General features: G+C 33.8%; 17 protein-coding genes. 6 read left to right on the top strand and 11 right to left on the bottom strand.

Features of this window, described 5'->3' with window-relative positions; translation table 11 throughout:
* Window positions 1-198: 198 nt before the first annotated feature.
* Entirely contained in the window at window positions 199-2334 is a 2136-nt protein-coding gene (locus ACWVCY_RS00245; protein WP_455139269.1) for an N-6 DNA methylase, read from the top strand.
* Between the two features lie 6 nt (window positions 2335-2340).
* Here ACWVCY_RS00245 and ACWVCY_RS00250 read toward each other — a convergent pair whose 3' ends face one another.
* A complete protein-coding gene (locus ACWVCY_RS00250; RefSeq protein ID WP_455139271.1) occupies window positions 2341-3663 on the bottom strand; it encodes an MFS transporter in 1323 nt (440 codons plus the stop codon).
* Between the two features lie 366 nt (window positions 3664-4029).
* Between ACWVCY_RS00250 and ACWVCY_RS00255 the strand changes: the two genes are divergently transcribed.
* Entirely contained in the window at window positions 4030-5442 is a 1413-nt protein-coding gene (locus tag ACWVCY_RS00255) for a pyridoxal phosphate-dependent decarboxylase family protein (protein WP_455139273.1), read from the top strand.
* A gap of 49 nt (window positions 5443-5491) precedes the next feature.
* Here ACWVCY_RS00255 and ACWVCY_RS00260 read toward each other — a convergent pair whose 3' ends face one another.
* Entirely contained in the window at window positions 5492-5977 is a 486-nt protein-coding gene (locus ACWVCY_RS00260; protein WP_455139275.1) for a peptidylprolyl isomerase, read from the bottom strand.
* A 161-nt stretch (window positions 5978-6138) separates the two neighbouring features.
* Here ACWVCY_RS00260 and ACWVCY_RS00265 point away from each other — a divergent pair, with 161 nt between their 5' ends.
* A complete protein-coding gene (locus ACWVCY_RS00265; RefSeq protein WP_455139277.1) occupies window positions 6139-8439 on the top strand; it encodes an MFS transporter in 2301 nt (766 codons plus the stop codon).
* 27 nt (window positions 8440-8466) lie between these two features.
* Here ACWVCY_RS00265 and ACWVCY_RS00270 read toward each other — a convergent pair whose 3' ends face one another.
* From ACWVCY_RS00270 to ACWVCY_RS00300, 7 genes are all read right to left on the bottom strand, one after another.
* The gene (locus tag ACWVCY_RS00270; RefSeq protein WP_455139279.1) at window positions 8467-10059 is read right to left on the bottom strand and encodes an SBBP repeat-containing protein; all 1593 of its coding nucleotides are present in this window, start codon (window positions 10057-10059) and stop codon (window positions 8467-8469) included.
* A 104-nt stretch (window positions 10060-10163) separates the two neighbouring features.
* Complete coding sequence (locus tag ACWVCY_RS00275) at window positions 10164-11177, bottom strand: hypothetical protein (RefSeq protein WP_455139281.1); 1014 nt, start codon at window positions 11175-11177, stop codon at window positions 10164-10166.
* A 132-nt stretch (window positions 11178-11309) separates the two neighbouring features.
* On the bottom strand, window positions 11310-11819 hold the full coding sequence (locus tag ACWVCY_RS00280) for a nitroreductase family protein (protein WP_455139283.1): 510 nt from the start codon (window positions 11817-11819) through the stop codon (window positions 11310-11312).
* Window positions 11820-11852: 33 nt separating this feature from the next.
* Window positions 11853-12827, bottom strand: coding sequence for a threonine ammonia-lyase (locus ACWVCY_RS00285; protein WP_455139285.1), 975 nt, complete (start codon window positions 12825-12827; stop codon window positions 11853-11855).
* Between the two features lie 17 nt (window positions 12828-12844).
* On the bottom strand, window positions 12845-13630 hold the full coding sequence (locus ACWVCY_RS00290) for an acyl-CoA dehydratase activase (RefSeq protein ID WP_455139287.1): 786 nt from the start codon (window positions 13628-13630) through the stop codon (window positions 12845-12847).
* A 16-nt stretch (window positions 13631-13646) separates the two neighbouring features.
* The gene (locus ACWVCY_RS00295; protein WP_455139289.1) at window positions 13647-15566 is read right to left on the bottom strand and encodes a hypothetical protein; all 1920 of its coding nucleotides are present in this window, start codon (window positions 15564-15566) and stop codon (window positions 13647-13649) included.
* 16 nt (window positions 15567-15582) lie between these two features.
* On the bottom strand, window positions 15583-15975 hold the full coding sequence (locus ACWVCY_RS00300; protein WP_455139291.1) for a hypothetical protein: 393 nt from the start codon (window positions 15973-15975) through the stop codon (window positions 15583-15585).
* A 309-nt stretch (window positions 15976-16284) separates the two neighbouring features.
* Here ACWVCY_RS00300 and ACWVCY_RS00305 point away from each other — a divergent pair, with 309 nt between their 5' ends.
* Window positions 16285-16824: a CbrC family protein gene (locus ACWVCY_RS00305; RefSeq protein ID WP_455139293.1), complete on the top strand. Its 540-nt coding sequence runs from the start codon at window positions 16285-16287 to the stop codon at window positions 16822-16824.
* Window positions 16825-16874: 50 nt separating this feature from the next.
* Here ACWVCY_RS00305 and ACWVCY_RS00310 read toward each other — a convergent pair whose 3' ends face one another.
* Complete coding sequence (locus tag ACWVCY_RS00310) at window positions 16875-17207, bottom strand: tRNA-binding protein (protein ID WP_455139295.1); 333 nt, start codon at window positions 17205-17207, stop codon at window positions 16875-16877.
* 425 nt (window positions 17208-17632) lie between these two features.
* Between ACWVCY_RS00310 and ACWVCY_RS00315 the strand changes: the two genes are divergently transcribed.
* Both ACWVCY_RS00315 and ACWVCY_RS00320 read left to right on the top strand, forming a co-directional pair.
* On the top strand, window positions 17633-18259 hold the full coding sequence (locus tag ACWVCY_RS00315; RefSeq protein ID WP_455139297.1) for a glucose-6-phosphate isomerase family protein: 627 nt from the start codon (window positions 17633-17635) through the stop codon (window positions 18257-18259).
* Between the two features lie 15 nt (window positions 18260-18274).
* A complete protein-coding gene (locus tag ACWVCY_RS00320; protein WP_455139299.1) occupies window positions 18275-19609 on the top strand; it encodes a neutral/alkaline non-lysosomal ceramidase N-terminal domain-containing protein in 1335 nt (444 codons plus the stop codon).
* A 95-nt stretch (window positions 19610-19704) separates the two neighbouring features.
* Here ACWVCY_RS00320 and ACWVCY_RS00325 read toward each other — a convergent pair whose 3' ends face one another.
* On the bottom strand, window positions 19705-21108 hold the full coding sequence (locus ACWVCY_RS00325; RefSeq protein ID WP_455139301.1) for a condensation domain-containing protein: 1404 nt from the start codon (window positions 21106-21108) through the stop codon (window positions 19705-19707).
* Between the last annotated feature and the right edge of the window lie 122 nt (window positions 21109-21230).

Here is a 21230-nt window from a genome sequence, read left to right on the forward strand (position 1 = left end):
CAGATTCTCCTGTAGTACTAGCTACAACAACAGTCTTGATTTTTAAGGTTTCAAAGGTATTTCTTACTAATTCAAGCGTTTGATGAGTGTTTAATTTTCCCACTTTTTCGAAATACGTGGTTGAAAGATTCATCGGAATTCATTTCTCAATTATTTTCTCAAAAATTATAAATTTATGGTAGGAGTACGAGGGAGAAAATGGTAGATCAGGGAAAACAAAAATTACATAGTTTTTTAGGGATCAAAATAACCCCCTCTAATTTAGAACAGCATATCTGGGATAGTTTAAAGTTTTTAAAAGGTTTTGAGAATAAAAAAGAATCTAAACATTTAATAATAGGATTATTGTTTTTAAAAAGACTTAATGATCTTTTTTCTGAGGTAGAACGAGAAAAGAAAAAGTCTGGAGATACATCTCCAGCCTGGGGCAATATAGCGGGAATAGATTTCTATATTCCCCCTGAGGCACGTTGGAGGAGGCTAAGAAAGCGCGATACAAACCTTGGATCATTTCTAAATAAGTCTTGCAAAATCATTGAAGATAATAATGAATCTTTAAAAAATATCTTGACTATATTCAATTTTGATATTAAAGTTAAGAAAATAGACAGAATTTTACTTAATTTGATAAATCATTTTGATGCTTTTAGCTTAGGAAATCAAGATTTAGAAAATCCAAGTGTTTTAGGGCAAGTCTATCGAAATTTATTAGTCAAATTTGAAGAGTCTATTGGGACAAAAAATTCCTCTCTTACACCTCCTACAGTAAATGATTTACTTGTAAAATTGCTCAATCCTAAGGAGGGAGAATGGATCTGCGATCCAGCCTTAGGAGTTGCAGGGACTTTATTTCAATGTATTGAGTATATAAAAGCAGAAGGAGGTAAAACTGAAGGTTTACACCTTTATGGTCAAGAAAAAGATTTAGAAACATTCGCCTTGGCAAAAATACACCTTTTACTAGATAATATGCATACAATCAGAATTGAAAAAGGTAATTCTCTTTTTGATCCCAAGTTTATGCAAGGAGATCAACTCCTAGAATTTGATTTGGTACTAACTCACCCTCCCTTTAGAATAGGAGGATCATGGCAGCAATTAGCTAGCGAAGATCCTTTTGAACGATTCCAGTTTGGTATACCTTCTTCACATTATGGAAATCTAATGTTTTTACAACATTTACTGGCAATTTTAAGACCCAATGGTCGACTTGGAGCAGTATTTCCACCAGGGGTCTTATTTCGAGGAGGTGAGGAACGAAAAATTCGTAAAAAGCTTGTTGAGCAAGATTTGATTGAAGCAATAATTGGTCTTCCCCCCAATCTCTTTTATGATTCCAAAGTTGCTGCGTGTATTCTAATCCTATCTAAATCCAAATTAAAAGAACGAAAAGGAAAAATATTATTTATAGATGCCTTCAATGATGTTATCGAATCTAATCCTCAAAATTTTCTTAGTCAGCATTCAATTGAAAAAATTGTTTCTACTTTCAAACAATTTCGAACAATTAAGGATTATTCCCAATTAGTTACCATTAAGGAAATAATAAATTATTCCTTTAACCTTAATATTCCCCTCTATATTGAGAAATCTCTACAAGATGAAATAATTGATTTATCATTGAGTAAAGCTAATCTATTACATTTAGAGATGGAAAGGTCACATTTAAGCCAAGAGGTGATTAATGTCCTTTCAGAGCTCGACAGCTTTAAAGAACCTGAGGAGGGGAATCTTCCAGCAACTTGGTATTCGTTGAATTTGGGTGAAATGATAGAACTTCAAGATGGAAAGACAGTTAAATTGTCTAAAAATGGAAATATTGCGATAATTTCAGAGAAAAAATTTGGTGAATTTGGAACAGTTAAATGGGATAGCTTGGATTTTACAACACAGGATGGATTAGAAGATAATACGAAAGGACAAGTTCACTTGCACGATATTTTGGTTTCTAAAAGTGGAGAGACCACTGGAAATACAGTTTTTATCAAAGAACTCCCATATAAGCAATTATATGCCAATGAAAAAATTCTAATTGTTAGAACAAAGGATCCGAACAAATTAGAACAAAAATATCTATTTTATTTGCTCTCATCAGCTTTAGTACAAGATCAAATTAAAAAACGATTTTCTGGGGGTTCTCATGGAATAAATCCAGTGGATTTTAAGACAATAAGAATACCTATTCCTCCTCTGTCTGAGCAGAAAAGAATTACAAAGATTTTGAGTGTTGTAAATCAAACTCTCATAACAACAAAAAATATTTCCACTGAAACTGAAAAACTTACTATAGGATTAATGCAACAGCTCCTAACTGGTAAGATTCAGCTTCAGTAGAACTTCTTAATCAGCAATTTTTGAAATATCAATTCCTTTTGTCTCAGGGATAAGTTTTGGAACAAATACCATCAAGATATAAGCAATGATACTTAAAGACATCCCAAAAGCAAGTGCTCTAGCCCATCCAATAGGATCAATAAATTCTGAGACAGAAGGAGTCAAAGAATCAGAAATTATGCCAACAATGAATGCGCCCAGACCCAATGCTCTGGCTAGTGAAAAAATAATTGAAGTGGCTGTAGCACGCAACCTGGTAGGGAAAGTTTCACTGGACCAGATTCCAAAAACTCCATGCACACCAAAGGATGAAGTAAGAATTAATACAGCAGGAATAATTATAATAAGATCAAAGGTTACAAAATTTCCGATAATAAAAATAGAAATTCCAATAATTCCAATCAAAGAACATCCAATAAACGCATTTTGACGGCCAATATGATCACTAATCCATCCAGTGAAAAATAAAGCGAAACCTGCGACAATCATTATTACAAGCATAACCATTAATGCAAGAGTGTCTGCAGAGTCGACATTTCCTCCTGTAGTTTGAAGTTGATTGATAAAAACATATTCAAAGTATGTAGGAGCCCAATCTGCTAAAACATGATAAACAAACTCAGATAACCAGAATAAGAAGGTTAGGAGAATCATATATCTAAGCCATCGAGATTCTAATAATTCGGTGAACCTCACTCGTTCTATCTCAGGAGTTTCCTGTTTTACTTTTTCCCACATCTGAGACTCTGAGAGAGTGAGTTCAAGGTAAATTAAGAAGGGAACTGGGAAGAGGGCGGATAAGAAGCATAACTGCCAACCATATATAACAAAGGAGCCAAGAACTATGGACATTGGTTTAAGAATCATAGTGGTGATCACTGCACCAATGTAACCAACAACGAATGTCGCATGAACAAGTCCACCAGCCATTCCACGTTTTTTAGGGGAAAAACTCTCGGAAAGCAAGGAAAAGGATATTCCCCATGAAACACCAAGTCCAGAAATCATCCTTAACATTGCAAAGATTATAAAATTCGGTGCCAAGGGAGAAATAGCAGTAAATATGGAATCCCATAGGACAGAAATAAGTAAAACATTTTTACGACCAAATCGATCTGCTAAAAACCCAAAAAAGGCAGCACCAAAAACTGTCATGATGTATTGGGCACTCATGACAAAACCAAGCTCAGCTTTGCCTACATTATAGGCAGCCATTAAATCATTAGCTAATAATGACACCAACACTAATGCAAAGCCATCGTGTGCCCATCCAATAATTCCTGCAATAATTACGTTGAACTTCTGGGCTTTTTTTACTTCATACGACATTGAAAGACCTTCTTTTTCCTTAAAAACAAAGTTTTAACTCATCAACAATAGCTTGTTAAAAAGGATTTCTAGATCAATCTAAACTTGAGAAAAATAAGCTTCATGAATCTCTTGCATTAATACTAACCTGTTTTTCCTTCTGGAAGCCGAAACATAAGTATATTACATCAAGTGGGATTTATATTCACTTTATGATGGATATGACAAATCTATTCTTTGAGGTGTTATTTATAATACAAATTTCGATTGTACTTTTTAATACCCTACAATAAACTATTATCAAATTTTTAGAATAGCGAGAAAAAAACAGTATATCTATAAAATTTTTATAAATATTTGAAGTTCAATCAAAGGGATGATTTGAAAATGGATTTAGATGAGTTTCGAAAATATGGACACCAGATAGTAGACTGGATGGCAAACTATCTAGAAAATGTGGAAAATTTTCCCGTAAAATCGCAAGTTGAACCTAAAGAAATCTTAAACAAACTACCTTTAAATGCTCCAATGAAAGGTGAGTCTTTTAGTCAGATTTTTTCAGATTTTGAAGAAATCATTATTCCTGGAATTACTCATTGGCAAAGTCCCAATTTTTTTGGGTACTTCCCTGCCAATAGTTCTCCTCCCTCAGTACTTGCTGAAATGCTAACCGCAGCTATTGGTGCTCAATGCATGAGTTGGGTTACTTCTCCTGCTGCCACTGAATTGGAAGAACGTGTTATGGAATGGTTACGTGATATGATAGGCCTACCCAAACATTTTTGTGGAGTGATCCAAGACACCGCTTCAACATCCACTCTCTGTTCTCTGCTTACTGCCCGAGAAAAGCATACTCGTTACAAAGTAAATGAGTCAGGACTATTTGACCAAGGTATCTTAACAACTTACTGTTCAAGCGAGACTCATTCAAGTATTGAGAAAGCTGTAAAAATAATTGGATTAGGAAAAGAGAATTTAAGGAAAGTACCAGTTGATGCAAAGTATAGCTTACAGTCAGAAGCTCTCCAAGAAGCTATTGAGTTAGATATTGACAAAGGCATGAAACCTATGGCAGTTATTGCAACAATTGGAACTACAGGTTCCACAGCCATCGATCCTTTGAAAAAAATTGGAGAAATCTGTTCAAAATATAACATCTGGCTTCATGTAGATGCAGCATTAGCGGGGACAGCTTTGCTTCTGCCAGAAAAACGATGGATGATAGAGGGAATAGAATATGTTGATACATTTGTATTCAATCCCCATAAGTGGATGTTTACCAATTTTGATTGTTCAGCGTACTTCATCAAGGATCCCGAGGCATTAGTCCACACTTTTGAAATCTTGCCAGAATACCTTAAGACAACAGCAGAGGGTGTGAAAAATTTCAGAGACTGGGGATTGCAGCTTGGAAGGCGCTTCAGGGCTTTAAAACTCTGGTGGGTAATTCGACATTATGGAGTGGAAGGATTACAACAGAAGATTAGATATCATCTCAATCTTTCAGAGGATCTGAAGAAAAAAATTGAAACCTCGGGAGATTTCGAACTATTAGCTCCAGTACCGCTGAATACAGTCTGTTTCAGATATCATCCCCCTGATGTGTCTACGGAGGAAGAATTAAACCGAATGAATGAAGAGCTATTACAGAAAATAAACAAGACGGGGAAAATTTTCATGACACACACAAAATTAGATGGAAATTTTACTCTAAGATTTGTCATTGGCCAGACTGCGGTTCAGGAGAAGCATGTGGCCAAAGCTTGGGCATTAATACAAGAGCAGTCCCAAAACCTCTAGCTAGCTTTCTCATTTTAAGGAGGAGCAGGATAAATTATAATCAGGAGCATTATCGTCTAGATGGTAGTTTGACTAAAGTATGATTTTCGATGGCTGAGCTTTTATTGCGGATTACTACTTTCTCTATTTTATCTCCTTGTTTAAGTTGGTCAATTATTTCCTCATCATCAATAATATTTCCGAATACAGTATGAACTCCATCTAAATGAGGTTGTGGGGCTTTGACCAAAAAGAATTGCGATCCTCCAGTATCTTTTCCAGCATGGGCCATTGAAATCACTCCTCTTTCGTGTTTATGTCCTTTTTTCATGTTAATTTCTGTTTCACAAGGAATAACATATCCTGGGCCTCCTGTTCCTGTTCCATGTGGACATCCTCCTTGGGCTACAAAATTGGGTATCACACGATGAAAGGTTAAGCCATTATAAAAACCAGATTCTGCTAAAGAAACGAAATTCTTCACTGTATTGATCACAGAATCGTAAAATTCGATAACAATCTCCCCATACTTAGTCTGAATTACTGCTTGGGTCATAATCTAATCTCCAGAAATATTTTTACATCTTGGGATTTTCTTTTTTATCTTAATGATCACTTATTGACATTTTTACCACTAATTAATAATTTATTTACTTATAGGTTTACTCTTAAATTGTAAAATCTATTTCATTTAGATCATTATAGAAGAGAACTGGCATGAATTGGAACATTAGGCTAGCCTATATTCAAACGATAACAGGTGCAATTGGATTTGGAATCATACAAACCGCTTTTTCAGTATATGTATATTTATTGAGTGGGGAAGTAGGCATTCTTACTCCAAATCTAATATTAGGTAATCTTTTCACGACTTCAGGTCTTGCCTCCACAATATTCGTTTTCCCTTCAGGTTATTTTGCAGATAAATATCGTAGAGATTTTCTGATACGAATTTCTGTATTTTTTGGTATCTTAGGGCAGATCATTTTAATTTATTCAACGACAAAAGTTCCTTCTTCAGCTCTAGTACTTCTCTTCGTTGCGCAATTATTTGGGGGTCTGAGTTGGGGATTATCCGGTCCAGCTTCTCAGGCTTTGATTGCAGACAGTATTGAACCTGGTAATCGAAGTAAAGTATTTGCAAATATGCACTTTATCAATCTCGTGGCAGCTGCTGCAGGGCCCTTTCTTGCAGCTGCCTTAACGATTTTCCTAGGAGATAACTGGGAATTTAGTGTTCTACAAGTAATTATTTTCTTTGGTGCCTTTGCAAATATCATTGGAAATGCTGCAGTGATCTTTGCATCAGATGATAAAGCCTTAGTTTCAGTTCAGGAAAGAGGAAAAGAAAAAGTTTTATCCCAAGATGATCAGATTGAAGATATTGGAGTAAAGAAGAGCTTTCAGGTGTTTAATAAGAGTTTCGATATTTCTAGACCATCTTATGATTGGGTAGTCCCCATCACTATTGTTATAAGTGGAATAATCATTGGGTTTGGCGCTGGAGCTACTGTTGCATTTTTTCCTATTCTTTTTGCCAGTGAAACTATCGGATATGGATTAAAACCTCTTTTTACTTATTCAGTGGTTGGTATTACTAATATCGCAACAGGTATTATGGGTTTAGTTGCTCAACGGATGATAAAATTCTTTGGACGAATTATTTCTATGTTCTTAGTCCAAGGTTTAGCTATTATCTGCTTACTCGGATTAGTGGTAAATATATTTCTTTTTCAGAATCAAATAATAACATGGGAGCTCTCTGTGGTAATTCTTGTAGGTTTTTATCTTACTCGGAACGCTTTAATGAATGCTAGTGGCCCCATTTCTCGTAGTATTGTAATGGATGTGGTACCAGCATCCTCTCGGGCAAAATGGAATAGCTTAGAGACTTTGGCCTGGGGAATGTTCTGGAGTGTCTCTGCAAGCATTGGGGGATTTATTGTAGATACTTTTGGATTTATCTATGTATTTCTCTTTACAGCGACTCTTTATACAATAGCAACATCAATCTTATTGACCATTCGAAATCGTGTTCCTAAAGAGTCAGTGTTAAGTCAATCATACCAGTTAGGGACATTAAAAACACGTAACCGAGTTGTTCTTCCTTCACTTTCAAATCAAAGAAAATTCAATATCGCAGAAGATGTTTCGGGGCAATTAACACGGGAAGCAAGTCATCATTATATTTCAACAGCAGATGGAGGAACAGCACTCATTTATTTTGAACCAGCATATATTTCTCGTTCTGGCAAGAGTCATGCTTATCAGCTTGGGATTCATGATGATTACACAATTCCCCGATTAGAGGAAACTGTTACTCAAATTCACCAGCTTAATTCGCTTGCTGGGTTAAGATTGAACCACGCTGGTGCTGCAGCAATTGTATCTTTAACAGGAGAAACTCTTCTTGCTCCTTCAGCGATTCCTATTGATAAAAATCAAATGCTAGTAGAACTAACTCAATCGCAGATAATTGATCTGCAATCCGAATTTGTTCAAGCTGGAAAACGTGCTGATCGTGCTGGCTTTGATATTATTGAATTAGCAGCTTGTTTAATTCCTTACAAAGAATCTAATTTGATAGGACAATTCCTTTCAAGCGAATTTAACAAAAGAGAGGATCAATATGGAGGAAGTCTTGTAAATAGATCTCGTTTTATAATAGAAATTCTAAAATCATTAAAACAACATCTTTCTCCGAAAACCATACTTTCATTTCATTTGACTTTACCCATACCAGGATTAGTTAATGAGGAGATTTTAGAATTCATCGGAATGTTGAGAGATGCAGGAATAGATTTGTTAAGTATTGGATATTCTAAAAACTTAGAAGCTCTAGATATTTCTTCAGTAGTTAATGAAATTAAATCAGTTCATCCCATGATCCCTTTGATTCTCCAAGGGGATTTTGATATAAAAAGAGCTGAAACCATATTAAAAAAGGGACAAGTGGATATGATTGGGTTTGAAAAATTGATATTAGAAGACCAGACTTTTCCCCAGGCCCTCCGATAAAAAAAGAAAAAAAATAGTAATTTAATCTCAATTATTCTTCTTTCCCTTTATATAATAGATGATTATTACGAAAATAATTGAAAATTCTAGGCTAGTGCTATGTGAGGTATTACTAGTTTGACTTATGTCTTCTAGATATTGCTTTAGATCAAACCGAATATAGAATCCATCATCAAATCCATTTTTAGCTTGTTGGTAAGCCTCATCTGATACAGGAAAATCGAATGAGTTTGTATGACCAACAATATAAAATAGATTGTCGATTAGTTTCATATTCCATGGATGATCAATTCCATTACCTCCTAGATAAGTACCAAAAAATGGCTGACCTTCAGGGGTCAAAGCGAGTAATATTATATCTGATAAGCCAGTTACTTCCGATTGCAATCCATTGATAATTGGAAAATCATCGGTTGGTGCTATCCCACATGAATAAACATTTTTTTCATCATCTACAGCTAGGTGATGTAATGTATCCCATTCTGGCCCTCCAAAATAGCTCGAGAAGAGTAAATCACCTGTAACCTGATCAATTTTAGCTATGAATGCATCAACACCCTCAAAACTTCCTTCTGTTCCACCATAGACAGCTTGATATGCATTGGTGATTGGAAAATCAATAGACCAAGTCCTTCCACTAAAGATCAGATTATTATCAGAATCTATTGTACATCCAAAAGAGTCATCTATTCCTGATCCTCCAAAAAAAGAACAATATTCTATCATCAAATTCTGGTTCAACGCAGCAATAAAAAAATCTCTACCTGGCCCTGACATATCTTGAGAGTAAGCATTATCTGAAATTGGTAAATCATTACTTTCAGAAATTCCATTTAGAATAAAATTACCGTTAGTATTCACTGAAATTTCCCCGAGTACATCAAAATTATTTCCACCAAGAAAACTTGAATAAATGATTGATCCATTATTACAATCTATTTGTACGATTGTACCGTCAGTTATACCTCCAAAGTCTTTTTGATTGGCATCTGTTGTGATAGTAAATGTTTGTGAGTTAGTACTACCAGTAAGGGTAATAACATCCCCCTTAAGTACACATCCTTCAATATATTCCTCGCCTGTTGTTCCAATACACTTAGAAAATAACATTGTTCCATTTGGAGCTAATTTTGTGATAAATCCATCAGTAGCGCCATTATAACCAGATTCTGAGGTGGGAAAATCGAACGAATTTGTTACTCCAACAACAAAAATATTATCAAAACTATCTACTACCACATGCATTCCTCCATCGTTACTGGATCCTCCTAGAAAGCTGGACCATATCAAACCTCCTGATTTATTAAATTTAGAAATGAAAGTATCTCCGCTAACTGTATGTATATCCTGTATTCCTCCAGCAAAGGTACTTTGGAAGGCATTCTCTGTAATAGGAAAATCATTAGACATTGTATCTCCAGTGACAATGAAATTACCTTCAGAATCTATTGCGATATCCCTGATGAGGTCATCCTGACTTCCACCAAGAAAGCTACAATGAATATAGTTATCAGTATTCGCAGATATCTTGCTAGTAGCAAAAATAGAGGTTTGCAAAAATATTGTGAACAGTATTAGGGGCACTAACACAAACCTTAATGAATGTAGATTTATTTTCATAATTTCTTCTCCTTACTTCTAAATCAGATTTAACCATTTGATCTAATCACTAAGGAGATATAAAAATGAGAAAATAAATAATGTGGGTAGTTTCATTTTAGAAACTAATTTTTTGAACGATCTATAGTAATTTTTAATACTTTATCCAAACTAAGTAAAAATTTAAATCCTTTTGGTGTGATATTAAAGCTTTTAAATCTTGCATCAAGTATCATTTGATTCGTGAGATAGGATTCCACATAATTCAAATCAATTAACTTCTTAATTTCCTTGGAAAGAGTCGAAAGAGGAATATTAAGGCTTTTAGAAATTTTGGATGGATTAGTTTCACTGGGATTTTGATAGGCTATTTCTACTAAAGTTAATATAGTTCTCCCCTTAATATTATGCTGTAAATCATAACGTATATTCATTGGAAAAAGATCTATAACAGAAGAAGAAAGTGATAAAGATTCATTAGAAAAAGAATCAGGAAGCTCTTCAACAAAGCTATTTTTTATGTTATCTAATCCAATAACTACTTTTTGACTTAATAGTTTTATCCATTCGTGTTTTTCTGATTGAATTACCTGTAAAAATGTTTTTTGTCTAAATTTAGCTTGATATTGAAATATACCAAATCCGAGAAGGATTAAAATCCCAGTAATTATGATAAATGTTATAACTTCATTTATCTTATTTATTTCTCTATTATCAATCGTAAAACTATCTGAAACGACACTAAAAGCTTCAAAGAGCTTACTCTGAGCAGTAATTCTAAGGGTACAATCTGGACAGTAGCTTTCATACAATGTAGTATTCCAGACAAATATTGTTTCGAATATAATTCCAGATAATATAAGCCAATTATTTCCTCCATCAGGTGAATAATGAACCTGATAACTTATTGAGTCATCTACCAATTCTTCTAACATTATCCATCTGATTGTTATTTCTCCAGATATAATATCTCCACCATTAGGATAAGTTATATTCAGTCTATAATCAGCAGAAACAAAAAAAGTTCTTTTATTGTCATATAGAATAGTCGAATATCCTACTTGATCTAGAGAATTATTTAAAGTAAAAAAAGTTAATAATATTATTACTAGAATACCAAAGAAAGCTATCTTTCCCATTATTAATCACTGTTTAGGGTTTATTTTCAAGAAAAGATAGAATGAACCCCTTAATCTGAACTGTTTAGTCATCACGAATTCAGACATATGCCTTGCGACCATTAGGGGTCCATAATCATATTATTATTTTTACTATTTTAATCCGTAGGATTCCCAGTGGGTAAGGGTATCTAACTCCTTTCGTGTTGACTCTCTCTTCTGATCAGGATATCCCAGCGCTATAATAGCTAATACATGGAGGTGGTCAGGAATATGAAGTAATTTTTTTATTTCTTTTTCAAATGATGTGCCAATGACTCCTGCCCAACAAGTACCGAGTTCTAAGGCATGTGCAGTTATCATAAATTGTAAAGTGGCTAATGCTGTATCTGATTGGTGATATTTCGGGTGAATTTTCGGATTTGTCAATGGAACAAAGACCACAGGACTCTGTGCAACAAATTTAGCATAGGGATGTAATTCAGCTAATTTTTCTCTAATCATTTTATTCTTCACAACTAAAAATTCCCATGGTTGTTTGTTGGAAGCACTAGGAGCCCATCTAGCTGCTTCAAGGCATTGTAAAATTTTTTCGTCTTCAACAGGTGTGTTTAAATATTTTCTAATACTTCTTCTTCCTTTAAGTAGTTGTAATACATCCATAACAGTTCTTTTCCTTTTTAAGTCAATATATATTCATACAACTTTCCATTTTTTAAGTTCATTAAGAGTAACATTAGCTCCGCATAGAATAATTCCGATGCGATCCATATCTTCAAAATTAAATTTATTAAGTAATAATGCAGCTACTGAGCAGGAACTTGCAGGTTCAAGTAGGATTTTTTCATAGTTCAGCATAATCTTCAATGAATCGAGTGCTTCCTGATCCGTTACAGTCTGCATGTCATCAACTACAGCATTGATACGATCCAAGGTTGCTTGAGTGGTTTTTTTTGCTCCAAGAGTTTTAGCGATACTTGTAATCGCTGGAAGTTCAACAAGTGTTCCTTGATGAAAACTTTGAGTTACAGCATCTGCACCAACAGTTTCAACTCCATAAATCCTAATTTCGGGCTTCATTTGCCGTGCAACTAATCCAATTCCACTTATTAATCCTCCTCCACCAACAGAAACAATAATTGCATCAAGGAAAGGATTTTGTTCTAACATCTCTAAGGCGATAGTTCCCTGTCCTCTTACCACTGCAATATCGTCAAAAGCATGTATATATGTTTTTGCATTATCAACTGCATATTTCTGACCTGCAATATTTGCTTCATCCCATGCTTTCCCATGCAAAAAAACTTTTGCTCCCCATTTTTTAATTGTTTCTATGGTTTCTTGATTTGTTCCATTGGGTAAGAAAACGGTAGTAGGAGCTTCTAATTCTTTACCAGCATAGCAGACCCCTAAACCATGATTTCCTCCCGAAGCAGTAACCAAACCTTGTTTAAGTTCCTCAGGACTTAATGACAAGGCTTTTGAACAAGCCCCTCGCACTTTAAAACTTCTGGTTGGTTGTAAATATTCTAGTTTAAGATATACTTCCTTTTTAATTTTACGTTCTAAATAGAACGATCTAATTAATGGTGTTTTGAGAATATAAGGTCGGATCTGCTTGTAAGTATTTTGAACATCATTGATTGTTAATCCAGAAAATATTTGAGACATAAATGTGTCACATCAATTTAGGTCTTTTCAATATTTTGAGCAGCAATGAGTGCAGCACCTAGGGCTCCAATAATTTGGGGATTTTCTGGTAATAGAATTGGAATCTCGAGATTTCTTTCTAGCATTATTCTTACTCCTGGATTTAAAGCTACGCCTCCAGTTAGGATTACTTCTGGTTGAACACCTACCCGTGCAGCAAGCATAGATATTTTTGATGCTATTGAACTATGAATTCCAGCGATTACATCATTTCGATTTACACCTTGATTAATTCGTCCTATCACTTCAGATTCTGCGAAAACTGTACATGTACTTGAGATAGCAACAGGATTTGTTGATTCTAGGGCATGAGTTCCAAATTCTGTGATATCAACTTCAAGAGCATTTGCCATAACTTCCAAGAACCTTCCAGTCCCTGCGGAACATTTATCATTCATTTCAAAATTTTGCACTTGCCCAACTTCATTTATTCGAATAACTTTTGAGTCCTGGCCCCCAATATCAATAATTGTCCTCACCTTCGGATTAATGTAATGTGCACCTTTTGCGTGACATGTAATCTCAGTTACAGTCTTATCTGCATCAATTAATCGTCTACCATATCCTGTTGAGACAATGTAATCAAAATTTTTAAGTTTGAGAGCATTTAAACTTTCTTTTTTCAATTTTTGAGCAATCTTTGATGGATTATAACCCACTTTTTGGAGTTGTGAAAATTTTTTAATTAAATGTGAATTCTCGTACTTTAATACAACAATTTTGGCAGTTAGTGATCCAATATCTAAACCTGCAACGGTACTCAAAGAATTAATACCTCCATTAGCAATATAAACATTTATTCTCTTTAATGTGTTTGTTACAGTACCACTTATTGCAGGTGCTACATTGAAAAAACTCTGTTAAAGCATTTCCCTGTAAAAGAGAAATTAAACGTTCTCTTTCGTTATTTGAGATGATTAAATCATCTAAATCATTTAAAAACGGATAAAATTCAACTTCTTTTTCAACTTCGACTTCGTTTGACATCTTTTCAAGATTTTCTATTGATAAAATCAGGTTATTTTTCAACTGGATGATTTTTATGTTATTTGCATCTGGAAATTCTTCAATTATACCAAGGAAACGGGCAAATACACCTAGTTTAATCCATGTCGTATAATAGTCTTGAATTTGTCCCTTATGAAGGCAATTATGAGCTTGACAACGAAATTCAACTAAAATTAAATTAGATTCCGCTTCATTTGAGTCTATTGGAAATGATGTAGGAGTTGGAATTAATCTAAGTAGTAATTGATAATGATTCTTCAAATCATCAAAATATCTAGCTACTTTTCCATAAATACCAATCTGTAATGCATATATTCGGTCATTTAACAAAGTATATCTTCTATTCAGTTCAGTTTGTAAGATATCCTGTTCTTTTACCTTCGTAAGACGTTTTTTTAAAAAGATTAATCCCTTAACTAGATTTTCTAATTGTTGATTTGTTGTACGAATCTCATTTGTAAGAAGATACAGAGGATCTGAATCAGCTAGAGTCTGAATAATTTGATATTCGGATAGAGCATCCCGAATTTCTTGTTTTTGAGCTTCTAGTGTAATTTCAGGGAGCTGGGATATTATATTCTCTAGTGGTAAGAAAAGATCAGTAATCTGACTTTGAACTATTTTTATTCTATCAATTTCTATGGATTGTTTTTGGGTAAAATGATCTAAGACAAGTATTTCTTGGCCAGATATAGTTGACCGTCCAATCCGTCCTAAAATTTTTCCTGTTGCTATTAAGTACTCCAAAGACATGCTTAAGACTTCACTGGGAAGTCTCATCCTCTTCCTTAGATAGCCGACTGAAATCTCATTTGCTCTATATTTCCTAGCTACCGATGTAATTTCCTCTTCAATGGAAAGAAGAGTCTCCTCTTTGAAGGAGGTGAGTGACTCAATTTCTTCTTCCGTTATTTCACCATTAAAATCTTGACGGATTTCTTTCAGCATTCGTTCTCGTTCTTCATTTTTTAACTCAGGAACAAATGCTGGGTACAGCGCAGGATCTTTAATTATCCCAAGGAGAGATTTAACTTCAGGAATTTCTTCAGAGACAATGGAGCTATGTTTCGACAACGTTGTTGCTAAAACAATATCTTGAGAAGGATTGAATGACACATGTAATCGTAGACTTTCAGTGCCTTGAAGGATACAGGAAATAACCCCTCCAGCATTGACTTCCATATCTATTCGCTCTATAAGAGTAAGTAACGAAGTAATGGATATAGCAAATAAAAATTCATCAACATCATATATAGAAGAAACCCAGATTGGAAAACCTTCAGCAGCAACTAATCCTACTGTTTCATATTCTTCTTGATAGCCATATTTAAATACAAATTTCAAGACCGTTTTGATAATATCAAGTGGATCTACAGTAGATTCGTGTTCGACTAAAAGATAAATATCAAATCCTAAGGAAAAAAATGAAAGCGTTGTTGAACGACCACTAATGGCAATTGAGTCCCAATAGCTAAGCTGAAGCTCATTTTGTAGAATCCTTGATAGGAATAACCATGCTCTTCCGAGTAGTATTAAGTTTTTTGAAACATTAGGTTCTAGTTGAGTTTCATTCGGAAAAAAATAATTATCTGATGAAAACAATCCTATAGCAGAAATTCGAGTTACATCCAATTCGTCAATAGTTGATCGGACAGAAGCTTTCAAAAGTTCCCACCATTTTGTTTCATCCATTGTGAATGATCTCCTGCTATAATACTGATTTCAATTGGGAACTCAATTTTTCTGCAATAAGATTGGAACTACCGCTTGGGTAGGTCACTACTAGACAGATCATTTGAGGTGATACAGAAATTGCTACATCGCGGTCTTTTCCTTGAACATGAATTAATCTTACTCTTTCTTGTTGAGAAATAGTAGACAGAGTTCGTTCTCCTAAGGTTGTACTAGCTCCTGCTAACGCGGCATATCGGTTTGTAATACCATAATCATTAATTTCAGAAATTTTCCCATCCTCATCCTTCGAATAAGTTGATATTGGCAATCCTGTTTCATCGGATAGTGAAATCATCATAATCTGGGCATTTTGTTCAAACGTCTCTTCAATGACCTTCTGAATAGTATTTTTCACTGAATCATCCAATTAAAATCCCTTCAAAGTCCTTATCTAATAAAAGGGTAACCAATCAGTTTGGATAATGAGTTTTACAAATAAAATATCAATTTTCTTCTAAAAATTTTTAGATTGAATTAATATTCAGATTAAATCACGATAAGAATTTAGCTAAATTACTCTTATAAATCCACGCTCTAGTTGAAATTTTGATTGTGAAACAGGCAATACAGTTGTAATGACTCAAAAAAAGATCATATTAAAGTAATTATATATCCTAATAACACAAATTTTTCATTATCTTAATGTGATAAAACAAATAGAGCTGGTAAACGCCTAATGAAAAATATTGAGAGTCTACCTTATTTCAAGTATCATCCTGAACCATTAAAAACAAGAATGTTTAAGGAAAAGAAAGAGAAATGTCCAATCTGTAAAAAATACCGCGAAATTATATATGTAGGCCCCTTCTACTCAGAAAAAGAGGTAAAAAATCTCTGTCCATGGTGTATAAAAGATGGAAGTGCTGCTAAGAAGTATAATGGAGCTTTTCATGACAGTGAATCGGTTGAAAAGGATTTTGGAAACTCAAGAAATCTTGATGAGCTAATCTATAGAACACCTGGTTACAAGGGGTGGCAACAAGAATATTGGTTGAGCCATTGTGAGGATTTCTGCCAATTTTTAGGATATGTACGATGGGAGGAGATTAATGAATTAAAGGATGAATTGAAAGCTGATATTGAGAAGCTGAGAACTGAAATGGGATTAAAACTTGATGAGTTCGAAAAATCACTATATGATGGAGGATTTTCTCAAGGTTATTTATTCCAATGCCTCAAATGTGGGAAGTATAGATTATCATGTGACACTTTGTAGAATTATAAGAATCAGTAAAGAAGAAAAATAAATTACAATTCTTTATTACTTTAAGCAACTCTCAATCCATTTTCCACCTTACGATCGGGTTGTAGTAAAATAACTTCATTATTTTTTTCGTTTATCAGACCTAAAACTAAGACTTCAGACAAAAAGTTGGCGATTTGTTTGGGAGGGAAATTTATAACTGCCAGTACTTGTTTTTGTAATAATTCTGATTCAGAATATAGCGTGGTAATTTGTGCAGAGGATTTTTTAATTCCCAATGGTCCAAAATCAATTTTAAGTTTAAAGGCAGGTTTTCTTGCCATATCAAATTTCTTGATTTCAATTATTGTTCCTACCCGAATATCTATTTTTTTAAAATCATCCCAAGTAATCAAAGTATTAAACCTACCAACTAATTAGAAATTGATTTAAGTGTCACTTACTTTCTAACGATTAAATCTAATTTGCAGTTGAGAGATAACATTCCTTATTTAATATTCTTTAATTAGAATAATCTTAGTTTCTCTCAATCTTCATCCTGCAGAAGTTTTTATTCTGAATTAATAGCTGGAGCTCAATATTCCCATTTAAATCCTGCGATTATTGAACAAAGTTAAATCATTTGAATTTTAAAAAGCAATCTTTATTTTCCTTCTTCACATCTTTTTATGGATGTTCAACAGTAAGGAGAAGTTGAGACTAATTTAGTAATTTATTAAACTATTATCTTAATAGATAGGAAATTATATTTAAATAAGGAAAAAATCAGTGAATGGTGATAACTCAATCAAAAAAAAGATTCTTGGATGAAATTTATTTAATGAAAGACTCAAATTTATCACCATTTGTGGTGAAATTTAATAAAACGTTAAAAGAATTAAGTTTTTATACAAAAAAAAGTGTTAGGAAACTAAGTGATTTAAAAGAATACTTTTACGATGAAAACACTGTAAAAAAGATCTTAGAAAAAGGAAATGATCCTGAAATTTATTCATTTTGCGATATTGAACGACCAAAAGTTGTAGGAGAACTTAATCTAGGATGGACACAGATAAATCCCGGATTGATTGGAAATGAATTTTATATGACCAAAGGACATTTTCATGGCCCTAATGAAGCAGAGATATACTTCTGCCAAGAAGGGGAAGGGATTCTCATTTTAGAAAACCAGAAAACGAGAATCATTCATCCAATGTATATTACAGAAAGTTCAATAGCATATATATCTCCTGGATTTGGCCACCGGGTAGTTAATGTCGGGAAACTTCCCCTGATTTTTATAGCAATTTATTTAGCAAATAGTACTCATGATTATGAGAAAGTCAAAAGAGAAGGATTTGGGATATTAGTTGTGAGAAATCAATCTTCACGAATACCCTACAAAATCATTCCTAATCCAAAACGAGATAAGGAAAAACTATCTCAAATTTTGCCATTAAAACAATAATAATGAGGAATAAATGTGTTATTGATAGGTACTCATGCTGTGGATATTACTCCTAAGATAGGTGACATGATGGGTGGTTATTGGTATTATGATAAGCGAGTTGAAGGTGTTAGAGACCCAATCTTCGCTACTGTTCTAATAATGGAGATCCCTGATCTAATATGTTCAGTTATAATGCTGGATGAATGGATAATCGACAACCAACTAGCGAATGAAATTAAAAGGGCTATCGAAAAAAGAACTGGCATACAAACTGAAAATATAGCAATTGGTACAAATCATCCTCACTGCTCACCTACCACCATTCCTGATGCTAGTCCAAATGAATTTCCAATGGTCGTAATGCCAGGAGACGACCCTGATGCATTACGACAAGAAACCAAACCAAGGAGAGAACGTTTAGTTACCTTAATTTCTGCTGCATCCGAAATAGCTAATCAAAACATGATCCCCTGTAAAGTTGGTTTTGGTAAAGATATTATTGAAGGTATAGCGCTTAACAGAAATGATCCAATTAATGGACCTATTGATAAGGAACTCTCTGTTGTGAGATTTAAGCCTGAAAATGGATCTGCTCCTATATTGATGACTAATTTTAATGTACATCCCACTGTAGGCCCTCCTGCAACAAAATTAGTTAGTGGTGATCTAGTTGGGGCCTCAAAAGCTCTAGTCAAACAAATTATGGGGAATAATATACAAATCATTTATACATCAGGAGCATTAGGAGATGTTTCAACTCGCTTTACACGAAAAGAAAATAGTTTTGCAGAAGTTGATAGACTAGGTCGAATATTAGGTTTAGAAATAGTTAAATCAGCTGAATTATTAACGAAATTTACAGAAATGGATATTAATTTCATTAATAGTGAAATGGAGCTGCATATAAACCAAATAACTGACCTACACATTGAAAAACAAAAATTAGAAGAAGCAAATAAATTGCTTGAGAACGCAAGAAATAGCAATCTTGAGTCTGCTTATGTCAAAAAATTGGAGGATAATGCAAAAGGAGCACTTTTTCGAACACGAATTGCTGCTTTGAGTAAAAAAGAACAGATGATATTCGCTAATCAAACAGCTAAAGTGCCTTTACAAGCTCTTAGAATCGGAAATATAAAATTTTTATTTGCTCCTTTTGAGATTTATTCGGCAATAGCATTAAATGTCAAGAAGTATTCTAATGACCCAAATGTAATCATAGTAGGTCATACTAATGGTTATTTAAGCTATATTCCTACTGATTATGGATTTAGAGAAAAAAATTATGAATCTTTTATAGCTACAGGTGTTAGAGGTAGTGATAAGGTATTAGAAAATGCTTTCTTAGATTTATTATCCAAAGTTTGAATTATTGTTTTAGACATTATTTTAACCACTTTATTTTAACCACTTTGGAATTTGATAGTTTGGATGATGTTATAACCACACTCTTGTAAGAATTATTATAGCAATAACTCCATTGCCTTTTCTTTTATTTTTTCAATAGTAATGGTATCAACAGTCTCTTCTACGTACTCTAGTAATAAACTTAGTTTTTCAGAACATGTCACGGCTCCTATCACTAAATCAACCAATGCTAAAGGAAACATACCACCAGGATTCATGATTAAACGATCTAATTCTAATGTACCATATATTTGCGGGAAATCTAAACGTGTAAGATTTGTTATAGCAGTTCCTAGGAAAGGCTTTTCTAATGAGTCCATTTTTTCTCTTTTAAGAATCGAGAAGACTACATCATTTCGTTTGCTGAATGTTGATAGTTTATGGTACCGTGAAGAATCTGATGGGATGAGTCCTCCTAACATCTTGTAACTAAGCGATTCCATAATGCCTGGTTCAAGATGACACCAAGTAATAAGCTCTTTGAATAGATTTTTGTTTGAATAGAGCGGTTTAACTCTTTTCTGAAGATTTCGAGTATTTTCCCAGAATGAGGATTTTTTATCATACTTAAACTTGAAGTTAATACCACTAGCAAAATATCCCATAGATTCCCCTGTAGGTTGCAAAAGACGATCTCTAACATTACCAGCAATAGCCATATTTGGATTGACTTTGCCATCCTTTATAATAGATTGAGCACCTGCAAACGCAGTAGCTAATGCAGTATTTACTGTAACCCTCTCTTTCCTGCATCTGTCCACTAATGCAGAAGTTTGTCCTTTGGAAAGCTCAATTAGGAGGATTTTATGACTGTACCTTTGCCAATAAGCTTTACTCAGACTTTTGTAATCATCTTGATCAAAGTAAATTTCCTCCTTTTTCCAATTCTTATTGATTCTATTAATAAAAAATTTTACAATAAAATTAATGGAAATATCTCGAGGGAAATTATTTAAATCAACTGGAAGTGGGTCGGGTAATACTTCAACTTCTCTAGATGGGTCCCCAAGATACATCATTATATCTCTTGCAAGGTATGCCAATGACATTCCGTCGCATATAATATGATGACATATAATAATTAATTCAGATATTTCTGGAGATTGTACTAGAATAAACCGAATAGCAGGACGTTTCTCAAACTCAAAAGGAATTTTGCTAGCATTATGATATATATCAATCCAGTGATCATCCGATTTTCTTGTTATGATTTCTATTGGGATTTCTTTAACCCCTTCAGGTGTAAACCATAGATTATGCTCTTCATCTTCATATATTCGAACCCTGAGGTTCATATGTCTCTGTCGGACTTTATTAAGAGCATCTCTTAGTAAATTTTCAGAAATATTACCTTTTATCCGAGCTATCATTGTAACGATCGCATAAGGGGATCGATTAAATATACGTTCTAAAGGACTAACCTTTCTTACAGTTTTCTTAAGCTTTATTATTTCTAGCATGTGCTGCAAGACCTTGTTTACGTATTTATAAATCTGAATCACTTTTTATATGTGATTCGAGCAGATCAAATGATACTAAATTTTGAACTTTATAAATATTTTCATAAAAACACAAAAATTCA

It is taken from the genome of Candidatus Hodarchaeum mangrovi, assembly GCF_975850365.1.